Below are 24,689 nucleotides of genomic sequence, written 5' to 3' on the forward strand. Positions count from 1 at the left end.
TTTCCGAAACAGACTGGCAATGAGATTTTTTATTGCGATTTTCTTTTTGTTGCAAACCGTACTGGCATTTGCGGCCGAGAAACTTCCTCGTGTTTATGGCGCAACCTTTCCATCCAGTTTCGCGTTATATGTATTCCACCCCGATTTGCTTGCGGGATGGAACGGCCCGTTGCGGGAGTATGAAAAAAAATATATCCCAGAAAAATACCAGCAGTTACCTGTTCTGGGAGGCTGGTACGGAAAAGGCATGATCCCTGACCGGGAAATCCTGCTGAAAAGTCATCCGGATGTCGCATTCCTTCTGACCGGTGACAGAGCACAAAGCAACGATATCGTTACCGCATTCGAACAGATGAAAATTCCGCTAATCACCACGCGCAGCGTGACAATGGAAGACAACATCAGCATGTTCCGCTATCTCGGCAAAACTTTCCGTCAGGAAAAGCGGGGAAACGCACTGGCCGACTATGGGCAGAAATCGCTGGACAAGGTCGCCCGCATGTTGAAAAACCTGCCAGAAAACCGCCGGATACGTGTTTATATGGCACAGGATGCGGATGGTCTGGCAACGACTTGCGACCAGTCGACACGCTCCAGGGCAATCTGGCTGGCAGGAGGAAAAAACGTCCATCAGTGTCCTCATGAAATGCACGAATCCATCACACGGATTTCCTTTGAACAAATCATGAATTACGATCCCGATGTCATTTTGGTGAACCATCCTGCCCTGCAAAAACGTTTTTTCCGGGAAAACCGCTGGAAAGCATTGAGGGCCGTGCGCGAAGGACATGTCTATTTCGTCCCGCACGAACCATTCAGCTGGCTCGACAGACCGGCATCTTTCATGCGGTTCATCGGCATTCAATGGTTGGCGACCAAACTGCATCCCGACCTGTGCCAGATCGACATGACGGAAGAAACAAGGCAATTTATCAGGCTTTTCTTCAAAAGCGATCTTTCTCCGGAAGCGACAAGGAAAATTCTGAATCCATGAAAAAATATACGTTGTCTGTACTTTCCGTCCTGTTGATCGCGACTATGGTGTGCATGTTGTTCACAGGACGGTTCAATGAATTGACCCCTGCCGCCCTGTATGACCTTATACGCAGTCTCGTTCTTGACTATCCCCTGTCGCCATTACAGGAAAAACAGTTTATCACCCTGTCCTATATCCGGCTTCCACGCATTCTGGCAGCCATACTGGTCGGCGCGGCTCTTGCCGTATCGGGAACATGCTACCAATCCCTGTTCATGAATCCGCTGGTTTCCCCCGGAATCCTCGGTGTTCTTGCCGGAGCGTCATTCGGAGCGGGAACCGGAATTGTCCTTTTCGACAATTCCCTCATCGCCACCCAGATTTTCGCTTTTCTCTTCGCCTGTTGTGCGGTCGGATTCGCCCTGTTCTTTTCCATTTTCCTCCGCTGGCGTTCATTACTGATTCTGCTGCTCGGCGGCATGATCAGTGCATCGCTTTTCACATCCCTGACCGCTTTCATGAAATTTCTGGCAGATCCCGATACCCAGCTGCCGGATCTGACTTACTGGCTGATGGGATCATTCGCGAAAGTGGAATCCGAAACCGTTTTATGGGTCGGTATTCCCATGACCACACTGATTCTGTATCTGTGCCTGCAGGGAAAAACCGCCAACATTCTCAGTATGGGAGATGACGAGGCATTGTCGATGGGAATTCCTGTCGGGTGGGCACGACTGAAAATCATCACCTGTGCGACGCTGTTAAGCGCTTTCAGCGTTGTACAGGCAGGAATTGTAGGATGGATCGGACTGGTTATCCCTCACATTGTCCGCTTTCTTGTCGGCCCGGACAACCGGGTGCTTTTACCTGCCTCCGCCATGACAGGCGCCATATTCCTGCTGATAACCGACAGTATCGCCCGAACAATTTTCACGGCGGAATTGCCCGTTGGGGTATATACCTCCCTGGTCAGTCTGCCCATATTCGCCATCACCCTTTATACCAACAGGAGAAGCTGGAGATGATTGAAATCAGATCGTTTTCCTTTTCCTATGTCAAACAGAGGCATGCCATCGATGATCTCTCGCTGACGATACGGCCGGGTGAAATCGTGAATATTCTCGGACCAAACGGAAGCGGAAAATCCACTCTTTTAAAGGCGATGCTGGGACTGTTGCCTGTCCGTAAAGGTTCAATCGCTATTGATGGACAGGATATTGCCGATATGAGTCATGTCGATCTGGCCAAACGGCTCAACTATGTCCCCCAGCAACATCATGGTGTTTTCAATTACCGTGTGATGGACATAGTCATGATGGCAAGGACATCGGGTTCGCCATGGCTCGGATATTCGGCCAAAGATTACCGGATCGCCCGTCAGGCACTGGAAAAAATACGTATGACGCACTTTGCCGACCGCCCTTATCTTGAATTGAGCGGAGGTGAACGGCAACTTGTTATGATTGCCCGCGCTCTCGCCCAGGGCGGACAGTATTTCATCATGGATGAGCCGGTCACCGGACTTGATTACGGCAACCAGTTCCATCTGCTGGAAACCATCCAGTCACTTGCGTCTTCTGTCACAGGTGATCACGCTCCGGCTTTTATATTGACCACCCATCACCCCGAACATGCCCGGTTTCTGGGAGGAAGAGCCATCCTCATGAGTCAGGGACACATTATCGCAGATGGTGCATCAAGAAAAATCATCACCCCGGAAGCGATATGTTCTCTTTACGGGCTTTCCCCGACAGTCCTGGAAAAACTTTCTTCTTTTAACGGAAAAAAATATGAACTGGCTAGCCACCCTGGTTGATTACGGAATCATCGGTATTTTATTGTTGCTTTCCATACTGGTCGTCACACTGGCGACGGAACGGTTTCTTTTTTTCAGACGACTTGATCCGGCCCAATACACGTCCAGAAACGTCCTTGAGCTGCATTTGTCGAGGAACATGCATCTCATCGGCACTATTGCCGGCAATACCCCCTATGTGGGATTACTCGGTACCGTGCTCGGAATCATGATGACGTTCCATACCATCAGCACATCTTCCCATATGGAAACGGAAGCCATTATGGTCGGTCTTTCCCTCGCGCTGAAAGCCACGGCAATCGGCCTTGTGGTTGCCATCATTGCCGTTGCCTTGTACAACCTGCTCGTCCGCAAGACAAAAGACATCCTGCTTCAATGGGATATCCGCCATGAAAGATAGTTTTACGGAAATAAACATCATCCCTCTTGTGGATATCATGCTCGTCCTGATCGTCATCATCCTGATGACAGCCAGTTTCATCACGACAAAAAGTCTCAGGGTTAACTTGCCCGAAGCGCAATCGTCACAGGCCATGCCCCGTCAGCATATCCGGCTGGAAATGGCACAGGACGGTTCTCTTGCAATGCAAGGAAAACAGATAACTTTGGATGAACTCGCCACTTATCTGTCCGGCAGAAACCGGGAAGACGATATTCTGATCAGCGCCGATCAGAATGTCACCCTGCAACGGTTCATTCACGTGCTGGACTATCTCAAAAAAGAAAATTTCAGCCATATCAGTGTACAGACACGGAAATGAACCGCTATATAAAAAGTCTTGTCCTGTCCGTCGCCCTGCATTCGCTGGCCGTAATTATTTTGCTGATCCTGTTTTACAGTCCGTTCCGTCCATCCCGTGATATCGTCACAGTCGACTTTTCTTCAATCGGGTATCTGTCGTCAGAAATGAACGGGCATCCCGGTGAAGGTTCGGGCTCATTGCGAAAAACCGGAACATCTTCCGGTTCCGAATCAGGCATTGCCGATATGCACCACCCCAGAACCGTGACTTCTTCCCGAAAACCTGAAAAGACGGCAACCCGTCCGAAACGAAACACAATAACAAAAACTTTTCCGGAAACCGTCCCGGTATCTCCCGAAAAGAAATATCCGCATACGTCAAAACCTTCTCCCGGTCAGACTGCGGAAACGGAAAGTACCTCCTCACAGGCGAAGGAAAAAACTGTACCGAACGATACGCGCAAAAATACCGGAAACGGTACCGGCGAAAACTCGGGCACACCTGACAGTACCGGATCAGGAACCGGCGGCGGGAACGGGAACGGGAACGGGAACGGGAACGGCAATGGCAATGGCAATGGCAATGGCAATGGCAATGGTACCGGAAAAAACACGGTCCAGAATTACATATCCCACCATTACGGTTATATCGTCCGACATATCAGACAACATCTGGTTTACCCGGAAAAAGCCAGAAGAATGGGAATAACCGGTACGGCAATCTGTGAATTCATCATCATGAAAGACGGGAATATCAAGGAACTGCACCTGAAAGAAACCAGTGGTTATGCCTCTCTGGACGAAGCGGCCCGCCAAGCCATCAAACATGCCAGCCTTTTCCCCAAACCTCCCGTCGCCGCCCGAATAATCGTACCGGTCACGTTTTCACTCAAATAAAAACAGGACATCAAAACAGCAAGAAACCATATCATCCAACAAATGGAAAATCTTTCATCATGAATCCCAAAAAACATACCCAAAAAGAAACCGGTCTCGTGACCGGATTGCTGTGCCGCCACATATTTCTCGATGAACAAGGCCAGGAATATTCCGTCAAACGCCCGATTGACGGCAAAGCCTTTCTGGGCAGACACGGCATCGAGGGGCAACAGGAAAAAGAATACTATGACGATTGCGAAAACGCTCTCCTGCATTACGCATACGATCATTATGAATACTGGCGACAAATGTTGCCCGAGTCTGAACAATTACTCCACCATCCCGGAGCATTCAGTGAAAACATCTCTGCTCTGGGTATGACAGAACATACTGTCTGTATCGGAGACATTTTCCGGATCGGCCAAGCGGAAGTTCAGGTGTCGTATGGTCGCGAAGCCTGCCATACCATGAACGAACGTTTCGGAAAACCGGACATGGCTCGGGAAATGCACAAACATTCACGCAACGGCTGGTTTTACCGGGTACTGAAAGAAGGACATACACAAGCAGGCGATACCATCGTTCTGCTCGAACGCCCCCGACCTGACTGGACACTTGCACGAATACAGGATTGTCTTTTCGGAAAATCGATGGAACGACAGACTCTCCAGGTACTAAGCCGGCTTCCGGAACTGGCTGCGGCGTGGAAGAACATTTTCGCAAAACGTCTTGAAACCGGCAAACCGGAAGAGAATGCTTACTGACCTTCTTCTGACCGGAACAAAAGAAGTTCTGCAAGAAATCTTGAACCATCCGATCATTTCCGGATCGATGAAAACACGGAAAAAACAGATAGTCTGTGAATCTGTTTTTTCCATATAGAAACCGAAATATACCGGCAAAACGGAAACCGACAACTCAAACGGTCGTATTGTCCACATCAGAGAGGATGGTTTAAACTGCTCATCCCGATAATACAAACATATTTCATACAGGAACATCATGAGCAAGGAAGGAAATTTTTCCGGAAAAATCGCGATGGCGAAAAAAAGAATCGCCAATGCGCTGACAGAATACGCTATCAATTGGAATAACCTGCAAGGCAGCCTAGACAGAGAGGATTTAAATGGATTTCTGAAAATCTGGAAAGAAGAATTCGATGCACTGAAAAAACCGGTATCCCTGGAAACGCAACTTTTTCAACTGGCCAATCTGCTCAGCAACCTGGAAATCCAGCAAGATATGCTCCGTTCGGGAAAGAACTGGAAAAAACTGACAGAAGATCAGGACATGGATACCACATTACCGCCCGAGTTGGCCGCAATAAAAAATACGATCGATACCATTCCGACGGAATGAGGAACTGTTCGGCTGGCGTAACCGGACCCGAACAGTTGCGGACCCACAATCATAACTTCTTGCAGGACACGGCCTGTGTCCGCTGTTTTACCGTCGTGATATATGCTGAGAAAAGCCTGTGAAAAAGACATTTCGAGAATCGCGGAAATCCTGATATTCGCCAAACGGGTTTCTTACCGGCCTATCTTCGAAAATGACGAGGTTTCTTTCAATTCCATGCAGGTATTGACTGAGGCTGAAAACCTGAAACAGCCTCATATGCTGGATAATGTTTTCGTCTACGATGATGGTATCGTCAGAGGCATGATGAAGAGGGAATTTCGTGGAAAAGAACTGAAATTGTGTGAGCTTTTCATCGATCCTTTCTTCCAGAACCTTGGTATTGGAAAGAAAATCCTGACATCTCTTGTCAGTGAAGCCCGAAACAATGGCTGTTTGCGCATTTACATGTGGGTACTCGAAAAAAATGCCCGCGCCAGAAACTTTTATGAAAAATATGGCTTCGTTTTTTCAGGCATCAGGGAAGAATTCGCCAATACCGGACGCTATAAAATGAAGTACATCATGCCCCTTGACTGAAAAATGCAGATGGATGCCGTTGTCCGCTGGCCTGTTTCTCTTTCACGGATACAACAGCCCTCTTCCGATCAATCCACGCATACCTGATCCGCAACCACCGCATACCGGTTGCGACACAAGTTCCCGATCAGTATCCCGGATCTTTCTCCGTAAACTTTTCCCCTATTATCCGGTTTTATCTGTATTGTCTTTAATCAGAAATAAGCGGAACGCCGTGCCGCTTTATAGAATGATACAGAATGGACGAAAACGACGTCGCCTTCCATGGCAACCTGATATGGTTATGTCCGGATCCAACAAAAACACGGCAACAACTTCGAAAACACATGACACAAGACAAACTCATCGGTCCCGGAAAAACATTTCTTATCAATACCTTATCCAACCAGAGCATCCTGGCTATCCTCGCTTTGCTGGCTATATTGGCCATTGTCTTCATCGTTTTGCGACTGAAACGATTCCGCAACAATATGCCATTGCACATCGTGCGTGTCTCTATCGCTTTTTTTTCACTTTATCTAACAGGCAAACTGCTCTCACAGTTCATTGAATTGCATGACATTTCAATAGTCACACCAAAAGAAATCAATTTCCTGTTTCTGGTCGCCATCGTCGCACTTGCCATCAGGGAATGCTTCCTTTTTGCAGATCACTTCAGAAGACATCTGGAAAATACCGGAAAAAATGCCACTTCGGCACAAATCATTACCCGGGTTATAAAAATCGTGTGCGCCATTTCCATTCTGCTCATGTTCGGTGAACAATTCGGCCTGAGCTTTGCCGGATTATTGACATTCGGAGGAATAGGCGGGATTGCCATCGGTCTGGCGGGAAGAGATATTCTGAGCAATCTCTTTTCGGGAATCATGATCTATTTCGATCGTCCCTTCAATATCGGTGACTGGATCCGGTCACCGGATCGCAATATTGAAGGAACGGTTCTTGAAATCGGATGGAGAACCACAAAAATCATGACGTTCCAGAACCGCCCGCTTTATGTCCCGAACTATATATTTTCCACAATATGTGTGGAAAATCCGGGAAGAACACGAAACTGGCGCATCAAAACTTCCATAGGCATTCTTTGTGAAGATGTCGACAAAATAAAAGTTATCGTCGGCCAAATCCGGGATATGTTGAAAAAGAACGATAATATTGACCAGAGCCAGACCTTGCTGGTGAATTTCAATCAGATCGGAGATTTTTCCCTCAACATTCTCGTTTATTGTTTCACGAAAACGACTGTCTGGAGTGAATGGCTGCAAATACAGGAAGACGTTTATCTCGAAATCATCAACATTGTCCAGAAAAACGGTTCTGACCTGGCATATCCCACCCGCAAGGTTTTTCTGGAACAGATGGCGAAGCAATAAGCAGTTCCGATAAACGAAAAGACACAAATCATGAACAAAACCGTATGGTACAAATGATTTTCCGCACACAAGGACACAGGAATATCCCGAGCATCATATACAAAAAACACCGTACAGCTTTACAATGAAAAATGAAAACCGGTGACGAACTGCGCCACATATCAGATGAAGTCCCCGTCTCCGGTCAAAGGAAAAAAACCGGCAAAAAAAAGTCTTGCCTCCGACAGTCAAATGTCGGAACACCTGACACCGATTTTTTTAGGAAAATACCTTGACGAGTTTATCCGGATAAAAATTGCAAGACCGGGGGAAAACAAAAAGATGAAAGCATGGCAACATGCCGAAATAGTCAAGCCCTATACCCACCTTGTCCTGAGAAAATTGCAGAAAAACGCAAAACTGCGACAAACGTTTTGAAACCATTTGTCACAAATTTGTCCCATTATGAAAAAATGGGATGGTTTCCATACGTGACAAAAACTGCATAATTATTTGATTATTGGCGGAAAGGGAGGGATTTGAACCCTCGATACGGGGTTACCGTATACCGGATTTCGAGTCCGGCGCATTCGACCACTCTGCCACCTTTCCGTTTTTGAACTGCCAGAGAATCAGGCTCGCAATTATAACAGGAATCGTCAAGGATTCATAACTATTATGCCCCCGTTTTGTTCCTTCTTTCCATGCGTGTCTTATAATAAATGTTTCTCATCTTTATTTGAACAGACATATCACAATGGCAAAAATTTATATCAAGAATGCCGAACAGATAGAAGGTATCCGGAAAGCGAGCAAACTGGCTGCCGAAGTGCTTGATTACGTTGCACCATTTGTCAAACCGGGGGTCAGTACAGGGGAACTGGACAAATTGTGTCATGAATTCATCACAGATCATGGCGCTGTTCCGGCCCCTTTGAATTATTGCCCGCCCGGATATACCCCGTATCCCAAGGCGACCTGCATTTCCCTGAACGATGTGGTGTGTCACGGTATCCCCAATTTCAACAAGCTGCTGAAAAAAGGGGATACACTGAATATCGACATTACTGTCATCAAGGACGGCTATTACGGCGATACCAGCCGTATGTATTTCGCCGGCGAACCGTCCATTATGGCAAAACGTCTGTCCAAAATCACTTATGAATGCATGTGGCTGGGTATCAATGAAGTCAAGCCCGGCGCGCATTTCGGCGATATCGGATACGTCATCCAGCAATATGCGGAGGATGCCGGTTACAGTGTTGTCCGGGAATTTTGCGGTCACGGCGTCGGTATCGAATTCCACGAAGAACCGCAGGTTCTGCATTACGGCCGTCGAAATACAATGGATGAATTGAAGCCTGGCATGATTTTCACCATCGAACCGATGATCAATGCGGGCGGAAAAGCGATCCGTTCCATGCCGGATGGCTGGACAATCAGAACAAAAGACCGCAGCCTGTCCGCCCAGTGGGAGCACACCATTCTGGTGACCGATACAGGTTATGAGGTTCTGACTGTTTCACCTGATATGCCGTCACCGCCACATTTCATCAGAAACAATCATTGAAAACCGTGACGGATCATATCGACAATTCGCTGAAGAAACGTCTGGTTTCATTACGGAATGCCGCAATCGAAGAGTACAGGACGGACTTTCATCCGCAGCGTCTGCTTAAAACCCTGTGCAGGAATGTCGATAAAATATTGATTGACGCATGGAACGAAACCGGTCTGTCTTCCGAGCATGTGTTGATTGCCGTCGGCGGTTATGGTCGCGGCGAGCTTTATCCCTACTCGGATATTGATGTTCTGATTCTGTTGAACCGGAATCCGGACAGCGATTTGCAGCAAAAGCTTGAATCACTTATCCAGACATTCTGGTCTCTGGGACTGACTATTGGACACAGTGTCAGGACGATTGATGAATGTCTGGAGGAATCGGCACATGATATCACGATCCAGACCAGCCTTCTGGAAGCCCGTTATATAACCGGTAGCCGGCGTCTGTTCAGACAAATGAAAGAACGCTACGACGCCCAGATGAATGCACAGGCGTTTTTTATCGCGAAAATGCTGGAAACCCGGCAACGTCATGTCAAGATGGGTGACACGCCATACAGCCTTGAACCGAACTGCAAGGAGAGTCCGGGCGGATTGCGGGATCTTCAGGTTATTTTATGGGCGGCAAAAGCTGCAAAACTGGGGAATTCATGGAACGAACTGGCGCAACGTGGCCTGATTACGGCTTCCGAGGCACAACAACTGAGAAAAAAGGAAAGAGCGTTCAAGGATATCCGGATCCGTCTGCATATTCAGGCGCAACGATGTGAAGACAGACTTCTGTTCGATTTGCAAATGCCGGTCGCCGAGACATTCCGGTTCAGGAAAAAAGGAAAGATTCTGGACCGGCGTGCAGCCAGTGAATGCATGATGCAACGTTATTACCGGGCTGCCCATACTGTCACCCAGCTCAATACGATTCTGCTGCAGAACTTGCAGGCCCGTCTGTTTCCGAAGCCTTATCTTCCAGTTCGAATCAACGACCGTTTCAATGAAGTCAATAACCTGGTCGACATTACGGACGACAAGGTTTTTCTCGAACATCCCTCTTCCCTGCTCGAAGTGTTTTATCTGTTATGCCAGCGCTCCGACCTGAAAAACATGACGGCACGTACCCTCCGTGCCATGTGGCACGCCCGCATTCACATTGACCGGAATTTCAGAAGCGATTCGACCAACCAGTCGTTTTTCCTCCGCATTCTGAAATCGCCCCGTTTCGCCGCCAGGGCGCTGCAACACATGAACGAGTTGGGAATCCTCGGCAGGTACTTGCCCAATTTCGGAAAAATCGTGGGGCAAATGCAACACGATCTCTTCCATCAGTACACTGTCGACCAGCACATTCTGACGGTTATCGCCAATCTGCACCGGTTTTCACTTGCCGAGTATGCACATGAAAATCCGCTTTGCAGTCAACTGATGACCAGTTTCGACAAACCCTGGCTTCTCTACGTCGCCGCACTGTTTCATGATATCGCCAAAGGCCGTGGCGGCGATCACTCCTTGCTGGGAACGAACGATGCCAGAAGATTCTGCAAGCAGCACCGTCTGAGTCCTGACGATACCGAACTGATCGTTTTTCTGGTTCGGGAACATCTGACCCTGTCGCAAGTCGCCCAGAAAAAAGACTTGTCCGATCCGGAAGTTATCCGCCAATTCGCCGAACGGATCAAAGATGAACGCCATCTCACCGCCCTGTATCTTCTGACGGTGGCCGATATACGCGGAACCAATCCGCAGATATGGAATGCATGGAAAAGCAAGCTGCTGGAAGATCTGTTGCATCTGACTTTGCGCGTGCTTGGAGGTGAAGAGATTTCCGTCGACCACGAACTGAAAAAACGCCAGAAAGAAGCTCTGGCGACATTGCGTCTGTACGGTCTGCCTGAATATGCCCATGAGGAATTCTGGAAACAGCTGGATATCGTTTATTTCCTGAGACACGATGCATCGGATATCGCCTGGCAGACCCGGACACTATACTGGCGTGCGAATTCATCCGAACCCATCGTCAAATGCCGTCTCTCGCCGATCGGCGAAGGACTGCAGGTCACGGTCTATATGCTTGACCGCGCCGATTTGTTTGCCCGGATATGCAGTTATTTCGACAGAAAGAACTTCAGTATTCTTGATGCGAAAATCCACACGACGATCCACGACTACGCATTGGACACTTTTCTCGTAACCCGGCAAGGTTTTGAAAAAAATTACCGTGACATCATTACACTGGTCGAGCATGAGTTGACGGAACTGCTGAAGTCGCAACACATATTGCCACCGCCTTCCAAGCCGCACCTGTCGCGTAAATCACGATCTTTCCCCATTTCGCCGACGCTGGATCTGAGACCGGATGCCAGCGGCAAGTGTTTTGTCCTGTCCATTACAGCCAATGACAGAACCGGACTTCTGTATTCCATCGCACAGGTTTTCAGCCGGTACAAGGTGAACCTGCACACGGCGAAAGTCATGACACTGGGAGAACGGATTGAAGACGTTTTCCTGATCGACAGCGAAATGCTTCAGCATCCTCGCGCGCAGATTCAGTTCGAAACGGATATGATCGACATTTTGAAAGTTTCATGAATTTTCATCTGATATACCATGAATGAACCGGTCCGTCTTTCCAAGCGCATGTCTGAACTGGGAATCTGTTCCCGGCGTGAAGCCGATGAATGGATCGAACGTGGATGGGTTATGGTTGACGGGAAGGTCATCTCCCAGTTGGGCAGCAAGATATTGCCTGACCAGAAAATTACCGTGCGCAAACAGGCTTCTCTCGAGCAGTCGAAAAAAGTCACCATTCTGATCAACAAACCGGTCGGTTACGTCAGCGGTCAGGCAGAAAACGGATACAAACCGGCTGTTTCTCTGATTAACGAAACGACTCACTGGAAAAACGATCCGTCAAAAGAGAAATTCAGGCCATCGCAATTGCGCAGTCTGGTACCTGCCGGAAGGCTCGATATTGATTCGGTCGGTCTTCTGGTATTGACACAGGACGGCCGTATCGCCAGGCAGTTGATCGGGGAAAATTCGACAACGGACAAGGAATATCTGGTACGGGTCAAATACCTGAAGCCGGGAAGACTTCCCGACAGTGATCTCCGGCTTTTAAGACATGGATTGAAACTGGATGGAAAACCGCTTTTGCCGGCCAAGGTCCATTGGCAAAACGACGACCAGTTACGTTTCGTATTGCGTGAAGGGAAAAAAAGACAGATCCGGCGGATGTGCGAAGCGGTCGGCCTGAAAGTCATCGGACTGAAAAGAATCCGTATCGGTCAGGTCAGACTGGGGGACTTGCCTCCCGGACAATGGCGGTATCTTGGGGCCGGCGAAAAATTCTGATTCCTGCAGAACCGCTGTTTGCCTGCCCCGTCTGATGCCGTATCATCAATCCTCCGGATCATCGTCCTCGTCAAACGCATCCGAAAAACCGAACAGATCCAGATCAAGCATCCTCATCGGATAGAGGATGCCATCCAGATGATCACATTCATGCTGGACGACTCTGGCGTGAAAACCGTCCGCGTCCCTGCTGATCCGGTTGCCGAACTGATCAAAACCCTCATAATGTATTTTCTTCCATCTTGGAACAACCCCTCTCATGCCGGGTACTGACAGGCAACCTTCCCACCCTTCATCGATTTCATCGGTCAAGGGGCGAATGACCGGATTGATCAGAACGGTTTTGGGAACGGGAGGGGCATCCGGATACCGATTATTTTCATCGTATCCGAATATCACCACCCTTTTCAGCACGCCGATCTGGGGAGCCGCCAGCCCTGCCCCGTCGGCGGCATGCATGGTTTCGAACATATCCGAAACCAGTTCATTCAATTCCGGCGTATTGAACTGTCCAACGGGTTCGGACTCTCTCAACAATCGGGAATGCCCCATTTTCAGAATTTTTCGTACTGCCATACTCTCTATTCCGCCAAATTGATTCTGCTCAGAAAATGTCTGAAATCTTCCTTGACCTCCGGATGTCTCAATCCCATCGTCACCGTGGCTTTCAGATATCCCACCTTGGATCCGCAATCGAAACGCTGGCCAGTGAAATGATAGGCACACACGTCTTCCCGTTCGATCAATCCGGCAATTCCGTCTGTCAACTGGATTTCGTCTCCCGACCCCTTTTCCAGTTTCTCCAGACATTCGAATATGCCGGGATTGAGAATATATCGTCCGACAACCGCCAGTGTGGAAGGCGCTCTTTCAGGGGCCGGTTTCTCGACAATGGCATTTACAAATTCCAGATTGGTGCGATAAGGGGAGGTATCGACGATACCATACTGCCCTGTATTTCTGCGGTCTACCTCCTGGACAGCCAGTATGTTTCTGGATTCCTTTTCGTACAACTGAACCATCTGCTTGAGAACCGATGGCTGGTTTTCCCCAACTGTCATGAAATCATCGGCCAGCAAAACGGCAAAGGGTTCATTTCCGACGACAGGCCGTGCACATAATACGGCATGTCCCAGCCCAAGCGGCTCGACTTGCCGAATATAAATGCAATTGACATTTTTCGGCAAAATTTTCTGGATATGTTCAAGCAGCTTGAATTTGCCTGCCGCCTCAAGTTCCGTTTCCAGTTCATAGGCCTTGTCAAAATGATCTTCAATAGCCCGTTTGTTCCGGCCTGTAATGAAAATCAGCTCATTGATTCCCGCTGAAACAGCTTCCTCAACGGCATATTGGATCAACGGCTTGTCAACGATAGGAAGCATCTCTTTTGGCTGCGCTTTTGTAGCAGGCAAAAAACGGCTCCCGAAACCGGCAACCGGAAATACCGCTTTAGTTATTTTCGTCATTTTTTACCAATTGCATAAATTCATTCTCATCTAAGATACGAATTCCCAATTCCTGCGCTTTCACCAGTTTGGTACCGGGTTCGCTTCCTGCCAGAACATAATCCGTGTTTTTGGAAACAGAACTGCTGACTTTTCCTCCCTGGTTTCTGATTATTTCAGTGGCCTCATCCCGGGTCAATGACGAAAGCGTTCCAGTCAATACAAATTTTTTGTTCTGTAACGGCAATATCCCGGATTTTGCCGTCATGGCTCTCTCGGGCCAGTGAACACCACAATTCTGCAATTTTGCAATCAGTTCACAATTACAAGGATCATCAAAGAACTGTTTGATTGAGGACGCGACAATCGGCCCGATATCGTCAATATCAAGCAACTGATCCTCACTGGCCTGCTTCAGATCTTTCAGATTGCCGAAATGCTCGGCCAGAGAACGGGCTGTTGCTTCACCGACATGGCGTATTCCCAGTGCGTACAGAAACCGCGCAAAAGTCGTCTGGCGGGATTTTTCCAGTTCATTTAACAAATTGCTCGCCGATTTGTCCGCCATCCGGTCCAGTCCAGACAATGTCTCAAGATCAAGACGGTACAAATCGGCTGCATCGCTGATGATTTTCTTGTCCACCAGCTGGTCGATCAGTTGTTCTCCCAAACCTTCTATATTCATGGCCTTGCGGGAAGCGAACAACTGCAATCCTCCCTTTTTCTGTGCCGGACAGTTGATCCACCCGCCAGAACACCGTGCGACAGCTTCATCTTCAGGCCGAACGATAGGTGATCCGCAAACAGGGCAGTGTGTCGGCATGACAAATTCCCGCGCGTCAGCCGGCCTCCTCTCGGATACGGAAGCAATCACTTCCGGAATGACATCTCCCGCTCTCCTGACAATCACGGTATCACCGATCCTGACATCTTTTCGGCGAACTTCATCTTCATTATGAAGCGTCGCATTGGTAACGGTAACGCCGGCCACAAAAACAGGTTTCAGCCGCGCAACCGGTGTAATCGCTCCGGTACGACCGACCTGTACATCAATGCCGGTGACTTCTGTCAGCACTTCCTGAGCAGGAAATTTGTGCGCAAGAGCGAAGCGGGGCGCTCTGGAAATAAATCCGAGCTTTTGCTGTCCGGACAATTGATTGACTTTGTAGACGACACCATCTATTTCATACGGCAATGTATCACGACGTGTTTCGATATCATGGAAAAATCCCATCAATCCCTTTAACCCGTGGACGACTTTCCTTTCCTCGCATACCGGAATTCCCATTTTCACGAACCATTCGAGCAACTGGCCCTGTGTCGAAGGCAAAGACACGCCAATCAATTCTCCCAGGCCATAAGCGAAAAACCGCAATCGCCGTGACGCCGTGATTTGTGAATCCAGTTGACGCAGGCTGCCTGCCGCTGCATTGCGTGGGTTGACAAACTCTTTCTGCCCATTTTCGCGCTGACGTTTGTTCAAATCGTGAAAATCCTTTTTGAACATCAGCACCTCTCCTCTGATTTCCAGCACTTCAGGAGGTGCCAGATCGGATAACCGAAGCGGAATGGAATGGATTGTCCTGACATTTGCCGTGATGTTTTCCCCAAAGGTCCCGTCTCCCCGTGTCGCAGCCTGGACAAGCAGTCCTTTTTCATAACGCAGGCTGACAGCCAGACCATCAAACTTCAGTTCGGCTTCGTAGTCCACTTTGATACCACCCAGCTCTTCACTGATTCGCTGGTCGAATGCTTCCACGTCTTCCTCGGACAGCCCGTTCTGCAAAGACAACATGGGAACTTTATGCTCGACTTTCTCAAACTGTGCAAGCGGAGCCCCTCCTACCCGCTGGGTTGGAGAATCCTCACTGACAAGCTCAGGATGCGCTGCCTCGAGTTCCTGCAATTCCGCAAACAACCTGTCATACTCCGAATCGGGCACGACAGGTGCATCCTGAACATAATAGGCATAGTTGTAACGCTCTATCTCATCGCGCAATCTTTTTGCCCGTTCTTTCAGATCGCCACGACTTTCATCTGTGCCAAACAAGTCTGTCTGCATGATCAGTTAAACAGCTTCAAGGCACGGATTGATCCGGCAGGAACAGATGATTCCTGCATCTCCTTGTAGAAATCGTTGACCTGCCCTGAAATCTCATCCAGAAATTTGTCCGTCAACATCTGGTTGCCATCATCAACCAGAGCGCCATCCAGACGGATACAGAGCGCTTTCCCGCATTGAACCATTTGCCCGAAACCATCCTTTTCCTGGGCAATACAGGGCACATCCATCAGCAATGTCAGCCGTGTGGCCGTTTCAGACGCAGGAAGCTCATTGGTTGAAAGAGAAAACAGAATTCCGCCGTTTTCACGGTCTTTCATCACGAACTGGCCATCTGGCCTTGATTCAAAACCCTGTTTTTCAAGCGCGGTTTTCAGGGTTACGATCTGCCACGGTGCTCCGTTACTCCGTATACTGATACCCAGCTTGGCATCGTGATCGGCGACGAACTGATAGAGTTGTCCTGCCTTTTCAATAACATCCGACATTTCCGGCACTTCAGGTTCGGCGCCAATAGCATCGGCGATCTGGCGCAAACGCATCAGCAGTTCCGAATACTCTATTTCGTTCAAGGCACCATTACGATTGGCCAGTTGCACACATGCCTTGAGGTGGCGATAACTGTTTCCGGGCACAATCGCTTGCCAGTTCTTTTCGGGCACATCGTTATTGTCCGGCATTCCCAGAAAGCGAACAGGCTTGCTGCCGGTATATCGCAAAGACTGAAGATGAGGCAGGATTTTTTCCGCACGAAGACTTTCTTCAAGATTGAGCATGATCGGTAATTCGATCAGATCGTCAACGGGTATTTCCGGTATCTTGACCAGGACAACGTTATCGGCTGTTCCGGTCTCTTCCTGAACCGGCAATTGCTGATTGCTGTCGGCAAGTCCGGAAATAACAGAATCATCCAGCACAGGTTCGCGACGCTCTGTACTGCTGTCAACCTGAGCACCTATCAAAACATCATCGACAGGATCGGAGAAAGCCCTTTCAACATGTTTTTTCGCCCGGTATTCCTGCCATTTGTTATAGGCAATGACACCGACTACAATCGCTATCCCCACTCCAATCAAGCTTATCTGTAAATCCGTCATGCTCTTAAAACCTCATCTGAAAATTTTGCAGCGTCATTAATATCTACTGTCACGATCCGTGAAACCCCCTGTTCCTGCATGGTCACCCCTACCAGTTCCTCCGCCATTTCCATAGCGATCCTGTTATGCGAAATGAACAGAAACTGGGTCTGTTCCGACATTTTCGTCACCATGTTGCTGAAACGTTCCGTATTGGCATCATCCAGAGGCGCATCCACTTCGTCAAGCAGACAAAAAGGTGCCGGATTCAGCTGAAATAACGAAAAAACCAATGCTATCGCGGTTAACGCTTTTTCTCCACCCGAGAGAAGGTGAATTGTGGCATTTTTTTTACCTGGCGGTTGTGCCATGATCTGTACTCCGGCATCCAGAATCTCGTTGCCGGTCATCAAAAGCCGGGCATGACCCCCACCGAACAATACCGGAAACAACTCGTTTAACGAACTGTTGACCTGATCGAATGTATTTTTCAGCAGCATCCGCGTTTCCCGGTCTATCCGTCTGATGGCGTCTTCCAGCGTCACAATGGCATCGGTCAGATCCTGATACTGTTCCTGAAGATATTTTTGCCTTTTTTCACCCTCATCCAGTTCCATGGCAGCTCCCAGATTGACCGGTCCAAGTCCATCAATTTCGGCGGACAAACGGCTGATTTCCGCCTGGAAAGCGGACGCCTTTGCATGAGGAGATATCCATTGCGTCAATTCCCCGACATCAGCCATGACTTCAGCCAGTTTCCGATCATATTGTTCCACATTGATCCGGGCCGCCTGTTCTTTCAGTTGCAATGAAACTATTTTATCCCTTTGAGGCTGCAATCCTCTTTCCAGCTGCAATCTTCCCTCAAGCATCCCCCGCAACTGTTGAGCCAGATCATCCAGATTCTGCCTCAGCTCTACCAGAGCATTTTCCTGCGTCATACGAGTTTCAAGCAATATCTGAAGATTTTCCTGTGCGATCTTGTCGTCCAGTTCCTGTAATTCCAGTTGTCCCTGATCCAGATTTCCGGATACTATCCTGACCTGGTTTTCAGCTGTCTGGATTTGCCTTTCAAGTTCGGCAATCCGTTTAACCAGTGTTTCTTTTTCAAACTCAGCCTGTTGTGCTTTCCGTTCTGCCTGGCGAAGCTCTTCCCGGAACAATCCCAGCTTCTCTTCTTCTTTTGCAATCCTGTCGTAAGAAGATTCTTCCTTGCCCTGCCATTCAGCCAGAAGCATATCGAGTTCTTCCAGTCTTTTTTCTTCCTCCTGCAAGTCGGCTTCTTTATCCTGCCTCAGATGATACAACTCGGACAAATCTGTATCGATACGTATCTTCTGGTCACGATAAAGCCGATCGGCTTCTTCCAGTTTCAGAATGGACAGGCGTATCTCATGAATACGTTGCAGCACATTCGTTGCCTGATTCCGCCAGTTCTGAATCTGCATTTGTGCCTCATCCAGCTCGGTTTCGGCCGATCTGAACCGTTCCATCGCCTGAGACAATTCGCTTTTCATTTCTTCCTGTACACATTCGAGCCTTTCGATCTCCTGTTGCCTGGAAAAAACGCCGTCCGTCTCCGATTCAAGAGCGAATAACCGGACACTTTGCCTGTCGACAATATGCCCATCCGGTACAACAAAACAGGCACCTTTCGGCAAAGTTTCTCTTCTCTGAAGCGCCTGTTCAAGATTGTCAGCGACATACACATGACACAACCAGTTTTCCAGAATGTCACGAAAAGACGACTTGTCACAATAAACAAGATCCACCAGTGAATCCATCCCGGACACTTTTTCGTTATCCGTTTCTGTCCCGGATCCTTGTGCAGAAAAGAAACAGATTCTGGCAGGCAATATCTCCTTTGAAAACGGTTTGGCCCAATCCAGTGACGATAACTCAATTGCCCGTATTCTTTCTGACAATACTGCCTCCAGGGCGGTTTCCCATTCCGGATCGGTGTGAACGGATTGCCACAGGGGATTGAAACCGGTCAATTCATGCTTTTCAAGCCAGTCGTACAATTTGCTTTTGGACTGTGTCTTGTCCTGAAGCTGTTTCAACGTAACGAGACGCGCTTCACCCTGCAAATGACGGGTCTTGCATTCATTCAGTTGTTCCCGCGCCACACGACACTTGTTTTCAATTTCGGGAATCTGGTCCTGTTTGAACTCTTCATTCAGGCGCAGTTCCTCCAGCAAATGTTCCTGTTCCCGTTCTTCATCTTTTTTTGCGACCAGATCATTCATATCCGGTTCGACAATCTGTTTTTGCTGCTGCAACAGTTTTTCCTGCCGTATCTGGCACTCCTGCAATATATCGGCCAGATTCTTGTGATTACTGGAAGAAACCGCGATCTGCTGTCTGATCTGCAAAATACGATCATGAACCTCCTGTGCCTGTCCGCGTATTTCACCCAAGAGACTTTCGAACCCGGGCAATTCTCCTGCTTTGCAAAAACAGAGTTCTTGCGCCGCTTCGCAATTCAATATGGCTTCTTCCAGATCCTGCCTGCCCGATGCCAGTTCTTCGGAAAACGTAATGATTTGCCTGGACCATTGATTTTTCTGGTCCTGAAAAGAAAGTATTTGCGCCTGCAATCTTTTTCTTGTCTCAATCACATAACGAATCTGTGCTTCCAGGCTGCCGATCTCCGCATTGGTTTTATAGAGCTCCCCCTGTGCTGCATGCAATTTCTGGTTCGCCATGTCGTGAGCCTCTCTCAGTTTTTCAAGTTCTGCCTCACGTTTGAACAAGTCAGCCGTCATCGCCTCAAGAGCGGTCTGTGCTTTTTCTATTTCCTGCGCCAGTTCCGCCTGTTCGCGAGCGCTTGCCTGTTTCTGGAGCAGCCAGAGCAGTTTCTGTTGCCGGTCTTTTGCGTCCACCAGATTCTGATACTGCTTGGCCAGATCGGCTTGCACTCGCAATTTCTCAAGATTCTGGTTCAGTTCATGCAGTATGTCCGATACCCTGTTCAGATTTTCACGGGTATCCACCAGCCTGTTTTCAGTTTCCCGGCGTCTTTCACGATACTTCGACACACCAGCGGCTTCCTCAAGAAAAACGCGAAGCTCTTCCGGCCTGGCCTCGATAATACGGGCTATCATACCCTGGCCGATAATGGCGTAAGCCCTGGGACCAAGGCCTGTTCCGAGAAAGATATCCTGAACATCCCGCCGCCGCACAGCGACATTATTGATAAAATAGGTCGAACCTCCTTCGCGGGTAAGAACTCGCTTGACGGCCAATTCCCCGTATTTTCCCCACTGTCCACCGACTCTGCCGTCGCTATTGTCAAATGTCAGTTCGACTGACGCCCTTCCCGCCGACCTGCGCTGTGTCGTTCCGTTGAAAATGACGTCTCTCATTGATTCTCCGCGAAGCTCGGATGCTCTTGACTCCCCCAGAACCCAGCGAACCGCATCGATAATATTCGATTTGCCGCAACCGTTCGGTCCGACGACACCGATCAGCTTCCCGTTGATCTGTATGGTCGTGGGATCGACAAACGATTTGAAACCCGACAATTTTATCGATGTTAATTGCACAGAAAAAATACCTTCTCACAAAGTCATAATCATATCATCCACTATCTGGCGATTCCCCAAAACAAGTGAAAACAGCAGAAAGCGATCCATCCGTTTCCAGCCGATCTCTTTTTCAGGGATATTGGAACAATTATTGACTGTAACTGTTTGCCTTTGCTCAGTTTTTTTACATTTTTTTCATTCTTGAAATGGGTTCTTTTTTGTATACTTGAAGTATCTTTCACCGGGAGCTTAACTATGTACAAAATCATAAGTGGGTTGTTATCGCTGATTTTTCTATGCGTTTTCACGGCACCACTCGGACTGGCAGCAACGAAGAAAACCGGCAAAGCTCCCGCCAGAAAAACCGCTTCAAAAACCGTTACATCCCGGAAAACCGGAAAAGCCGTGCCCGCTGCCCGTCAAAAAACGGTCTTGTCAAAGGGGAAAAACAACCGAATCATTTCTTTGCGCAATTCAAAAAGAACGCCGGGAAAGCTGGTCGCACTGAATCAACGCGACAGCCGGAGCCGTACTCGCGGATCCTACAAAAAGGTATCCTTAAGGCGTTCGACTCCGGTTATTCCCCGTTACTCGTTTGGAGACCTTGCCGGTCTCAAGAATACTTATGATCCCCTTTCCCTCAAATCCAATGCGGCCCTCGTACTGGATGAATCAAATCTCGAGATTCTGTTCGAAAAAAACTCGAATATTGCATTGCCGATGGCATCCATCACGAAACTGATGACGGGTCTGGTCGTCGTGGAATCCATGCAGGACATGAATGAAGTACTGGAAATTACAGAAGAAGATGTCGATACTCACAAACACACCAGTTCCCGTCTGAAAGTCGGCACCCGGATGACACGTGGAAATCTGCTGCATCTGGCCTTGATGAGCTCCGAGAACAGGGCCGCGGCGGCACTGGGCCGTAATTACCCGGGCGGCATTTCCGCATTCGTCAATGCCATGAATATCAAGGCTCAGGTACTTGGCATGTCCGATTCCCATTATGTCGATTCAAGCGGACTTTCAAGTGGAAACGTTGCCAGTGCCCGCGATCTTGCCAAACTCGTCATGGCCGCCGCACAGCATCCGATTCTTCGCAAATACTCGACGGATACGTACTATTCTGTTGACGACGGACTGCGCGAAATGCACTACGGCAATACGAACGGCCTTGTCCACAATCCGGACTGGCATATCCGGCTGCAAAAAACGGGATATATTTCCGAAGCAGGTCAGTGTCTGGTCATGCAGGCCATTATCAAGGGACGGCCTATTGTCATGGTTTTTCTTGATTCCAAGGGAAAGGGAGCACGTCTGGCAGATGCCCAGCGTATCCGTAGCTGGCTGACACAGTCCGAAACAGGCCACGGCGAACCGAACGTCTGAGAAAACAGCCCTGAAAAAAGCCGGTAAATAACTTTTTACCGGCTTTTTTCATTTCCATCACAAACAATCTCAATCCCTGAACGGATGACGCAAAACAAGCGTTTCTTCACGATCCGGCCCCGTCGATACCATATCAACAGGTCTGCCGACCAGTTCCTCGATACGCCTGATATACGCCTGGGCATTCTCCGGCAATGCATCCAGCGATTTCGTACCGATCGTATTTTCTTTCCAGCCCGGCAATTCTTCATAAATCGGTTCGCAACGGGCGGCATCTTCGGCATTGGCCGGGAAAATGGAAATTTCCTTGCCATCCAGCTTGTAACCGACACAAATCTTGATGGTTTCAAGACCATCCAGTACATCCAGCTTGGTCAGACAAAGTCCGCTTAACCCATTCAACTGAGCGGAACGACGCAACAGGGCGGCATCAAACCACCCGCAACGGCGTGGTCGCCCCGTGACGGTCCCAAATTCCATACCGACAACGGAGAGATGTTTCCCGACGCCCTCCTCTGTCGACAGCTCGGAAGGGAATGGACCCGAACCGACACGCGTCGTGTATACCTTCGTAATGCCAAGAATATAATTCAGCATACCCGGTCCGATACCGGCTCCGGCAGAGGCATTTCCGGCTACACAGTTGCTCGAGGTGACGTAAGGATAGGTACCATGGTCGACATCCAGCATGCTGCCCTGTGCACCTTCGAAAAGGAGATTCGCTCCGGATTCATAGGCATTATTCAATGCGGACGAGACATCGGCAATCAGCGGCTCGATACGAGGCACGACAGATAATGCATCCGCCAGCGTTTTCTGATAATCCACCGGTTCGACCTTGAGATAATTTTCAAGAACGAAATTATGGTAATCCATATTCCGTTTCAGTTTCTCTGCAAAAAGCTTCGGATTCAGCAAATCGGCTACCCGTATGGCACGCCGTGCCACCTTGTCTTCATAAGCAGGTCCGATACCCTTTCCGGTTGTGCCGATTTTCGCATCTCCGCGTCTCAGTTCGCGAGCCAGATCCAGAGCGGTGTGATATGGCAAAATCAGCGGACAGGCTCCGGAAATTTTCAGTCTCGAAACGACTTCAACACCGATCGCTTCCAGCTTGTCGATTTCTCTTAGCAGATCGGGGATCGAAAGAACACACCCGTTTCCGATATAGCAGGCAACACCCGGGCGCATGATACCGGAAGGAATCAGCTGCAATGCCGTTTTCTGACCACCGATAACCAGTGTATGACCGGCGTTATGTCCTCCCTGAAACCGGACAACGCCCTGTGCATGATCCGTTAACCAATCAACGACTTTTCCTTTTCCTTCATCGCCCCATTGAGTACCGACTACTATTACGTTTCTGGCCATATTTCCACTCATCCGTTACTTACAGTTTCCAGTTTCCAATCACCGTCATTCACATTCTGGACCAGCATCCGGTCGCAAACGAATTCGTCGTGTTCCGACCGCGAATCCGGCAATTCATAAACAACAATTTCTCCTGATTTCCTCAATTCCTTGATCTTCTGACACAATTTCGGATCATCATTCCAGGGTGCAAGAATGACATGACGTTTTTCCGCAGCCGGCAATATTCTGGCCAGTTCCCTCAAATCCATCGAGAAACCCGTTGCGGGACGCGAACGCCCGAATGCTTCCGCAACATGATCATAACGGCCTCCACGTGCAATGGCATTCGGAAGACCGGGCACATAAGCAGCGAACATGACCCCGCTGTGATAATGATAGCCATGCATGTCTGCCAGATCGATTGTAACCCTGTCGCATTCCGCCTGGCCAGCCAGATACTCAAGTTCCGACAAAGCCCTGACAATTCCTTCCGTTTTCGGCAATATCTTTCCCGCTTCAGCCAACACACTCATATCGCCATACATGTCAGGCAATGCCAGCAGCGCTGTTCGGGTATCCTCATGAAATCCTTTCGTCAGTTCGATGAGACCCGGCATGTCTTTTGTTTCAAGCAGATCGAACAGTTGCGCCTCAAATATCTGCGCCAGCGGGTCGCTTGCAATCAATGCTTTCAACACACCGACATGACTCAAATCAAGACAGACACCTGAAATGCCTGCCGCTTTCAACGATGCCAGCGCGAGATTCTGAATTTCGGCATCCGCTGCTATCCCGGAATAACCAAATATTTCCGCACCGATTTGCAAAGGTTCACGGGTCGCCTGCAAACCCGAGGGTCGGGTATGCAAAATACTTCCGGCATAACACAAACGCGTCACGGCATTGCGATTCAGCAAATGTGCATCGATCCGGGCAACCTGTGTCGTCATATCCGCACGTACCCCCATGGTACGTCCTGACAACTGGTCAATCAGTTTGAATGTATAAATTTCGGTATCCTGTCCCACACCTGTCAGTAATGACTCAAGATACTCAAGCATGGGGGGAATAACAAGTTCGTAACCATACGAACGGAATTCATCTAGGATTTTGCGCCGCAGATCTTCCATTTTACGTGCTTCGGATGGAAGGACATCAGCAATAAATTCCGGTAAAAGCCAGTTAGGCATGATTCAGATTCAGCAAAAAAGTTAAAT

The 24,689-nt window shown here is 48.8% G+C and carries 21 protein-coding genes and 1 tRNA gene; 14 read left to right on the plus strand and 8 right to left on the minus strand.

All coding sequences use genetic code 11. From position 1 onward, the window contains the following. Positions 1-19 precede the first annotated feature (19 nt). From NB647_RS08965 to NB647_RS09010, 10 genes are all read left to right on the plus strand, one after another. Positions 20-994 carry an ABC transporter substrate-binding protein gene (locus NB647_RS08965; protein WP_269283130.1) on the plus strand — a complete coding sequence of 325 codons (975 nt, stop codon included), beginning with the start codon at positions 20-22 and terminating at the stop codon, positions 992-994. Further along, positions 991-2,001, plus strand: a complete 1,011-nt coding sequence (locus NB647_RS08970) for a FecCD family ABC transporter permease (RefSeq protein WP_269283133.1) — start codon at positions 991-993, stop codon at positions 1,999-2,001. The genes NB647_RS08965 and NB647_RS08970 overlap by 4 nt, the downstream gene beginning before the upstream one ends. Continuing rightward, positions 1,998-2,792, plus strand: coding sequence for an ABC transporter ATP-binding protein (locus tag NB647_RS08975; protein WP_269283135.1), 795 nt, complete (start codon positions 1,998-2,000; stop codon positions 2,790-2,792). Before NB647_RS08970 ends, NB647_RS08975 begins: the two co-directional genes overlap by 4 nt. After that, the gene (exbB, locus tag NB647_RS08980; protein WP_269283136.1) at positions 2,767-3,192 is read left to right on the plus strand and encodes a TonB-system energizer ExbB; all 426 of its coding nucleotides are present in this window, start codon (positions 2,767-2,769) and stop codon (positions 3,190-3,192) included. Before NB647_RS08975 ends, exbB begins: the two co-directional genes overlap by 26 nt. Next, on the plus strand, positions 3,182-3,553 hold the full coding sequence (locus NB647_RS08985) for an ExbD/TolR family protein (protein ID WP_269283138.1): 372 nt from the start codon (positions 3,182-3,184) through the stop codon (positions 3,551-3,553). The genes exbB and NB647_RS08985 overlap by 11 nt, the downstream gene beginning before the upstream one ends. Continuing rightward, on the plus strand, positions 3,550-4,431 hold the full coding sequence (locus NB647_RS08990) for an energy transducer TonB (RefSeq protein ID WP_269283140.1): 882 nt from the start codon (positions 3,550-3,552) through the stop codon (positions 4,429-4,431). Before NB647_RS08985 ends, NB647_RS08990 begins: the two co-directional genes overlap by 4 nt. 59 nt (positions 4,432-4,490) lie before the next feature. Further along, positions 4,491-5,177: an MOSC domain-containing protein gene (locus NB647_RS08995; protein ID WP_269283141.1), complete on the plus strand. Its 687-nt coding sequence runs from the start codon at positions 4,491-4,493 to the stop codon at positions 5,175-5,177. A gap of 238 nt (positions 5,178-5,415) precedes the next feature. Then, positions 5,416-5,772, plus strand: coding sequence for a hypothetical protein (locus NB647_RS09000; RefSeq protein WP_269283143.1), 357 nt, complete (start codon positions 5,416-5,418; stop codon positions 5,770-5,772). A gap of 102 nt (positions 5,773-5,874) precedes the next feature. Next, positions 5,875-6,351, plus strand: a complete 477-nt coding sequence (locus tag NB647_RS09005; protein WP_269283145.1) for a GNAT family N-acetyltransferase — start codon at positions 5,875-5,877, stop codon at positions 6,349-6,351. Positions 6,352-6,677: 326 nt separating this feature from the next. Then, complete coding sequence (locus NB647_RS09010; protein ID WP_269283147.1) at positions 6,678-7,724, plus strand: mechanosensitive ion channel family protein; 1,047 nt, start codon at positions 6,678-6,680, stop codon at positions 7,722-7,724. A gap of 500 nt (positions 7,725-8,224) precedes the next feature. Here NB647_RS09010 and NB647_RS09015 read toward each other — a convergent pair. Beyond that, positions 8,225-8,315, minus strand: a tRNA-Ser gene (locus tag NB647_RS09015). Positions 8,316-8,460: 145 nt separating this feature from the next. On the opposite strand from NB647_RS09015, the gene map reads away from it, so the two are divergent. From map to NB647_RS09030, 3 genes are read left to right on the plus strand one after another with little or no spacing between them, the layout of a single operon-like run. Continuing rightward, complete coding sequence (gene map, locus NB647_RS09020) at positions 8,461-9,273, plus strand: type I methionyl aminopeptidase (RefSeq protein WP_269264272.1); 813 nt, start codon at positions 8,461-8,463, stop codon at positions 9,271-9,273. A gap of 5 nt (positions 9,274-9,278) precedes the next feature. After that, the gene (locus NB647_RS09025) at positions 9,279-11,849 is read left to right on the plus strand and encodes a [protein-PII] uridylyltransferase (protein ID WP_269283149.1); all 2,571 of its coding nucleotides are present in this window, start codon (positions 9,279-9,281) and stop codon (positions 11,847-11,849) included. A gap of 18 nt (positions 11,850-11,867) precedes the next feature. Then, a complete protein-coding gene (locus tag NB647_RS09030) occupies positions 11,868-12,614 on the plus strand; it encodes a pseudouridine synthase (protein WP_269283151.1) in 747 nt (248 codons plus the stop codon). Positions 12,615-12,659: 45 nt separating this feature from the next. On the opposite strand, the gene def is transcribed toward NB647_RS09030, so the two are convergent. Genes def through smc form a run of 5 tightly spaced genes read right to left on the minus strand, consistent with a single transcriptional unit; the run spans position 12,660 to position 20,745 of the window. Further along, complete coding sequence (def, locus tag NB647_RS09035; protein ID WP_269283153.1) at positions 12,660-13,190, minus strand: peptide deformylase; 531 nt, start codon at positions 13,188-13,190, stop codon at positions 12,660-12,662. A 5-nt stretch (positions 13,191-13,195) separates the two neighbouring features. After that, positions 13,196-14,080 carry a UTP--glucose-1-phosphate uridylyltransferase GalU gene (gene galU, locus NB647_RS09040; RefSeq protein ID WP_269283156.1) on the minus strand — a complete coding sequence of 295 codons (885 nt, stop codon included), beginning with the start codon at positions 14,078-14,080 and terminating at the stop codon, positions 13,196-13,198. Then, complete coding sequence (ligA, locus tag NB647_RS09045) at positions 14,064-16,121, minus strand: NAD-dependent DNA ligase LigA (RefSeq protein ID WP_269283158.1); 2,058 nt, start codon at positions 16,119-16,121, stop codon at positions 14,064-14,066. The genes galU and ligA overlap by 17 nt, the downstream gene beginning before the upstream one ends. A gap of 2 nt (positions 16,122-16,123) precedes the next feature. Beyond that, positions 16,124-17,218: a cell division protein ZipA C-terminal FtsZ-binding domain-containing protein gene (locus NB647_RS09050; protein ID WP_269264277.1), complete on the minus strand. Its 1,095-nt coding sequence runs from the start codon at positions 17,216-17,218 to the stop codon at positions 16,124-16,126. Continuing rightward, positions 17,215-20,745: a chromosome segregation protein SMC gene (smc, locus tag NB647_RS09055; RefSeq protein WP_269283160.1), complete on the minus strand. Its 3,531-nt coding sequence runs from the start codon at positions 20,743-20,745 to the stop codon at positions 17,215-17,217. Before smc ends, NB647_RS09050 begins: the two co-directional genes overlap by 4 nt. A 237-nt stretch (positions 20,746-20,982) precedes the next feature. Between smc and NB647_RS09060 the strand changes: the two genes are divergently transcribed. Beyond that, positions 20,983-22,119 (plus strand): serine hydrolase, encoded by a 1,137-nt coding sequence (locus NB647_RS09060; RefSeq protein WP_269283163.1) that lies wholly within the window; start codon positions 20,983-20,985, stop codon positions 22,117-22,119. A gap of 69 nt (positions 22,120-22,188) precedes the next feature. On the opposite strand, the gene NB647_RS09065 is transcribed toward NB647_RS09060, so the two are convergent. Then, the gene (locus NB647_RS09065; RefSeq protein ID WP_269283164.1) at positions 22,189-23,490 is read right to left on the minus strand and encodes an adenylosuccinate synthase; all 1,302 of its coding nucleotides are present in this window, start codon (positions 23,488-23,490) and stop codon (positions 22,189-22,191) included. Between the two features lie 8 nt (positions 23,491-23,498). Beyond that, a complete protein-coding gene (locus NB647_RS09070) occupies positions 23,499-24,662 on the minus strand; it encodes an ATP phosphoribosyltransferase regulatory subunit (RefSeq protein ID WP_269264281.1) in 1,164 nt (387 codons plus the stop codon). Between the last annotated feature and the right edge of the window lie 27 nt (positions 24,663-24,689).

Origin of the sequence: Oxalobacter aliiformigenes, from assembly GCF_027116575.1 — a bacterium.
GTDB classification, from domain to species: Bacteria; Pseudomonadota; Gammaproteobacteria; order Burkholderiales; family Burkholderiaceae_D; genus Oxalobacter; species Oxalobacter aliiformigenes.

Coding starts and splice junctions, on each gene's coding strand:
- NB647_RS08965 (WP_269283130.1), top strand. CDS start 20: ATGAGATTTTTTATTGCGATTTTCTTTTTGTTGCAAACCGTACTGGCA.
- NB647_RS08970 (WP_269283133.1), top strand. CDS start 991: ATGAAAAAATATACGTTGTCTGTACTTTCCGTCCTGTTGATCGCGACT.
- NB647_RS08975 (WP_269283135.1), top strand. CDS start 1,998: ATGATTGAAATCAGATCGTTTTCCTTTTCCTATGTCAAACAGAGGCAT.
- exbB (WP_269283136.1), top strand. CDS start 2,767: ATGAACTGGCTAGCCACCCTGGTTGATTACGGAATCATCGGTATTTTA.
- NB647_RS08985 (WP_269283138.1), top strand. CDS start 3,182: ATGAAAGATAGTTTTACGGAAATAAACATCATCCCTCTTGTGGATATC.
- NB647_RS08990 (WP_269283140.1), top strand. CDS start 3,550: ATGAACCGCTATATAAAAAGTCTTGTCCTGTCCGTCGCCCTGCATTCG.
- NB647_RS08995 (WP_269283141.1), top strand. CDS start 4,491: ATGAATCCCAAAAAACATACCCAAAAAGAAACCGGTCTCGTGACCGGA.
- NB647_RS09000 (WP_269283143.1), top strand. CDS start 5,416: ATGAGCAAGGAAGGAAATTTTTCCGGAAAAATCGCGATGGCGAAAAAA.
- NB647_RS09005 (WP_269283145.1), top strand. CDS start 5,875: ATGCTGAGAAAAGCCTGTGAAAAAGACATTTCGAGAATCGCGGAAATC.
- NB647_RS09010 (WP_269283147.1), top strand. CDS start 6,678: ATGACACAAGACAAACTCATCGGTCCCGGAAAAACATTTCTTATCAAT.
- map (WP_269264272.1), top strand. CDS start 8,461: ATGGCAAAAATTTATATCAAGAATGCCGAACAGATAGAAGGTATCCGG.
- NB647_RS09030 (WP_269283151.1), top strand. CDS start 11,868: ATGAATGAACCGGTCCGTCTTTCCAAGCGCATGTCTGAACTGGGAATC.
- def (WP_269283153.1), bottom strand. CDS start 13,190: ATGGCAGTACGAAAAATTCTGAAAATGGGGCATTCCCGATTGTTGAGA.
- galU (WP_269283156.1), bottom strand. CDS start 14,080: ATGACGAAAATAACTAAAGCGGTATTTCCGGTTGCCGGTTTCGGGAGC.
- ligA (WP_269283158.1), bottom strand. CDS start 16,121: ATGCAGACAGACTTGTTTGGCACAGATGAAAGTCGTGGCGATCTGAAA.
- NB647_RS09050 (WP_269264277.1), bottom strand. CDS start 17,218: ATGACGGATTTACAGATAAGCTTGATTGGAGTGGGGATAGCGATTGTA.
- NB647_RS09060 (WP_269283163.1), top strand. CDS start 20,983: ATGTACAAAATCATAAGTGGGTTGTTATCGCTGATTTTTCTATGCGTT.
- NB647_RS09065 (WP_269283164.1), bottom strand. CDS start 23,490: ATGGCCAGAAACGTAATAGTAGTCGGTACTCAATGGGGCGATGAAGGA.
- NB647_RS09070 (WP_269264281.1), bottom strand. CDS start 24,662: ATGCCTAACTGGCTTTTACCGGAATTTATTGCTGATGTCCTTCCATCC.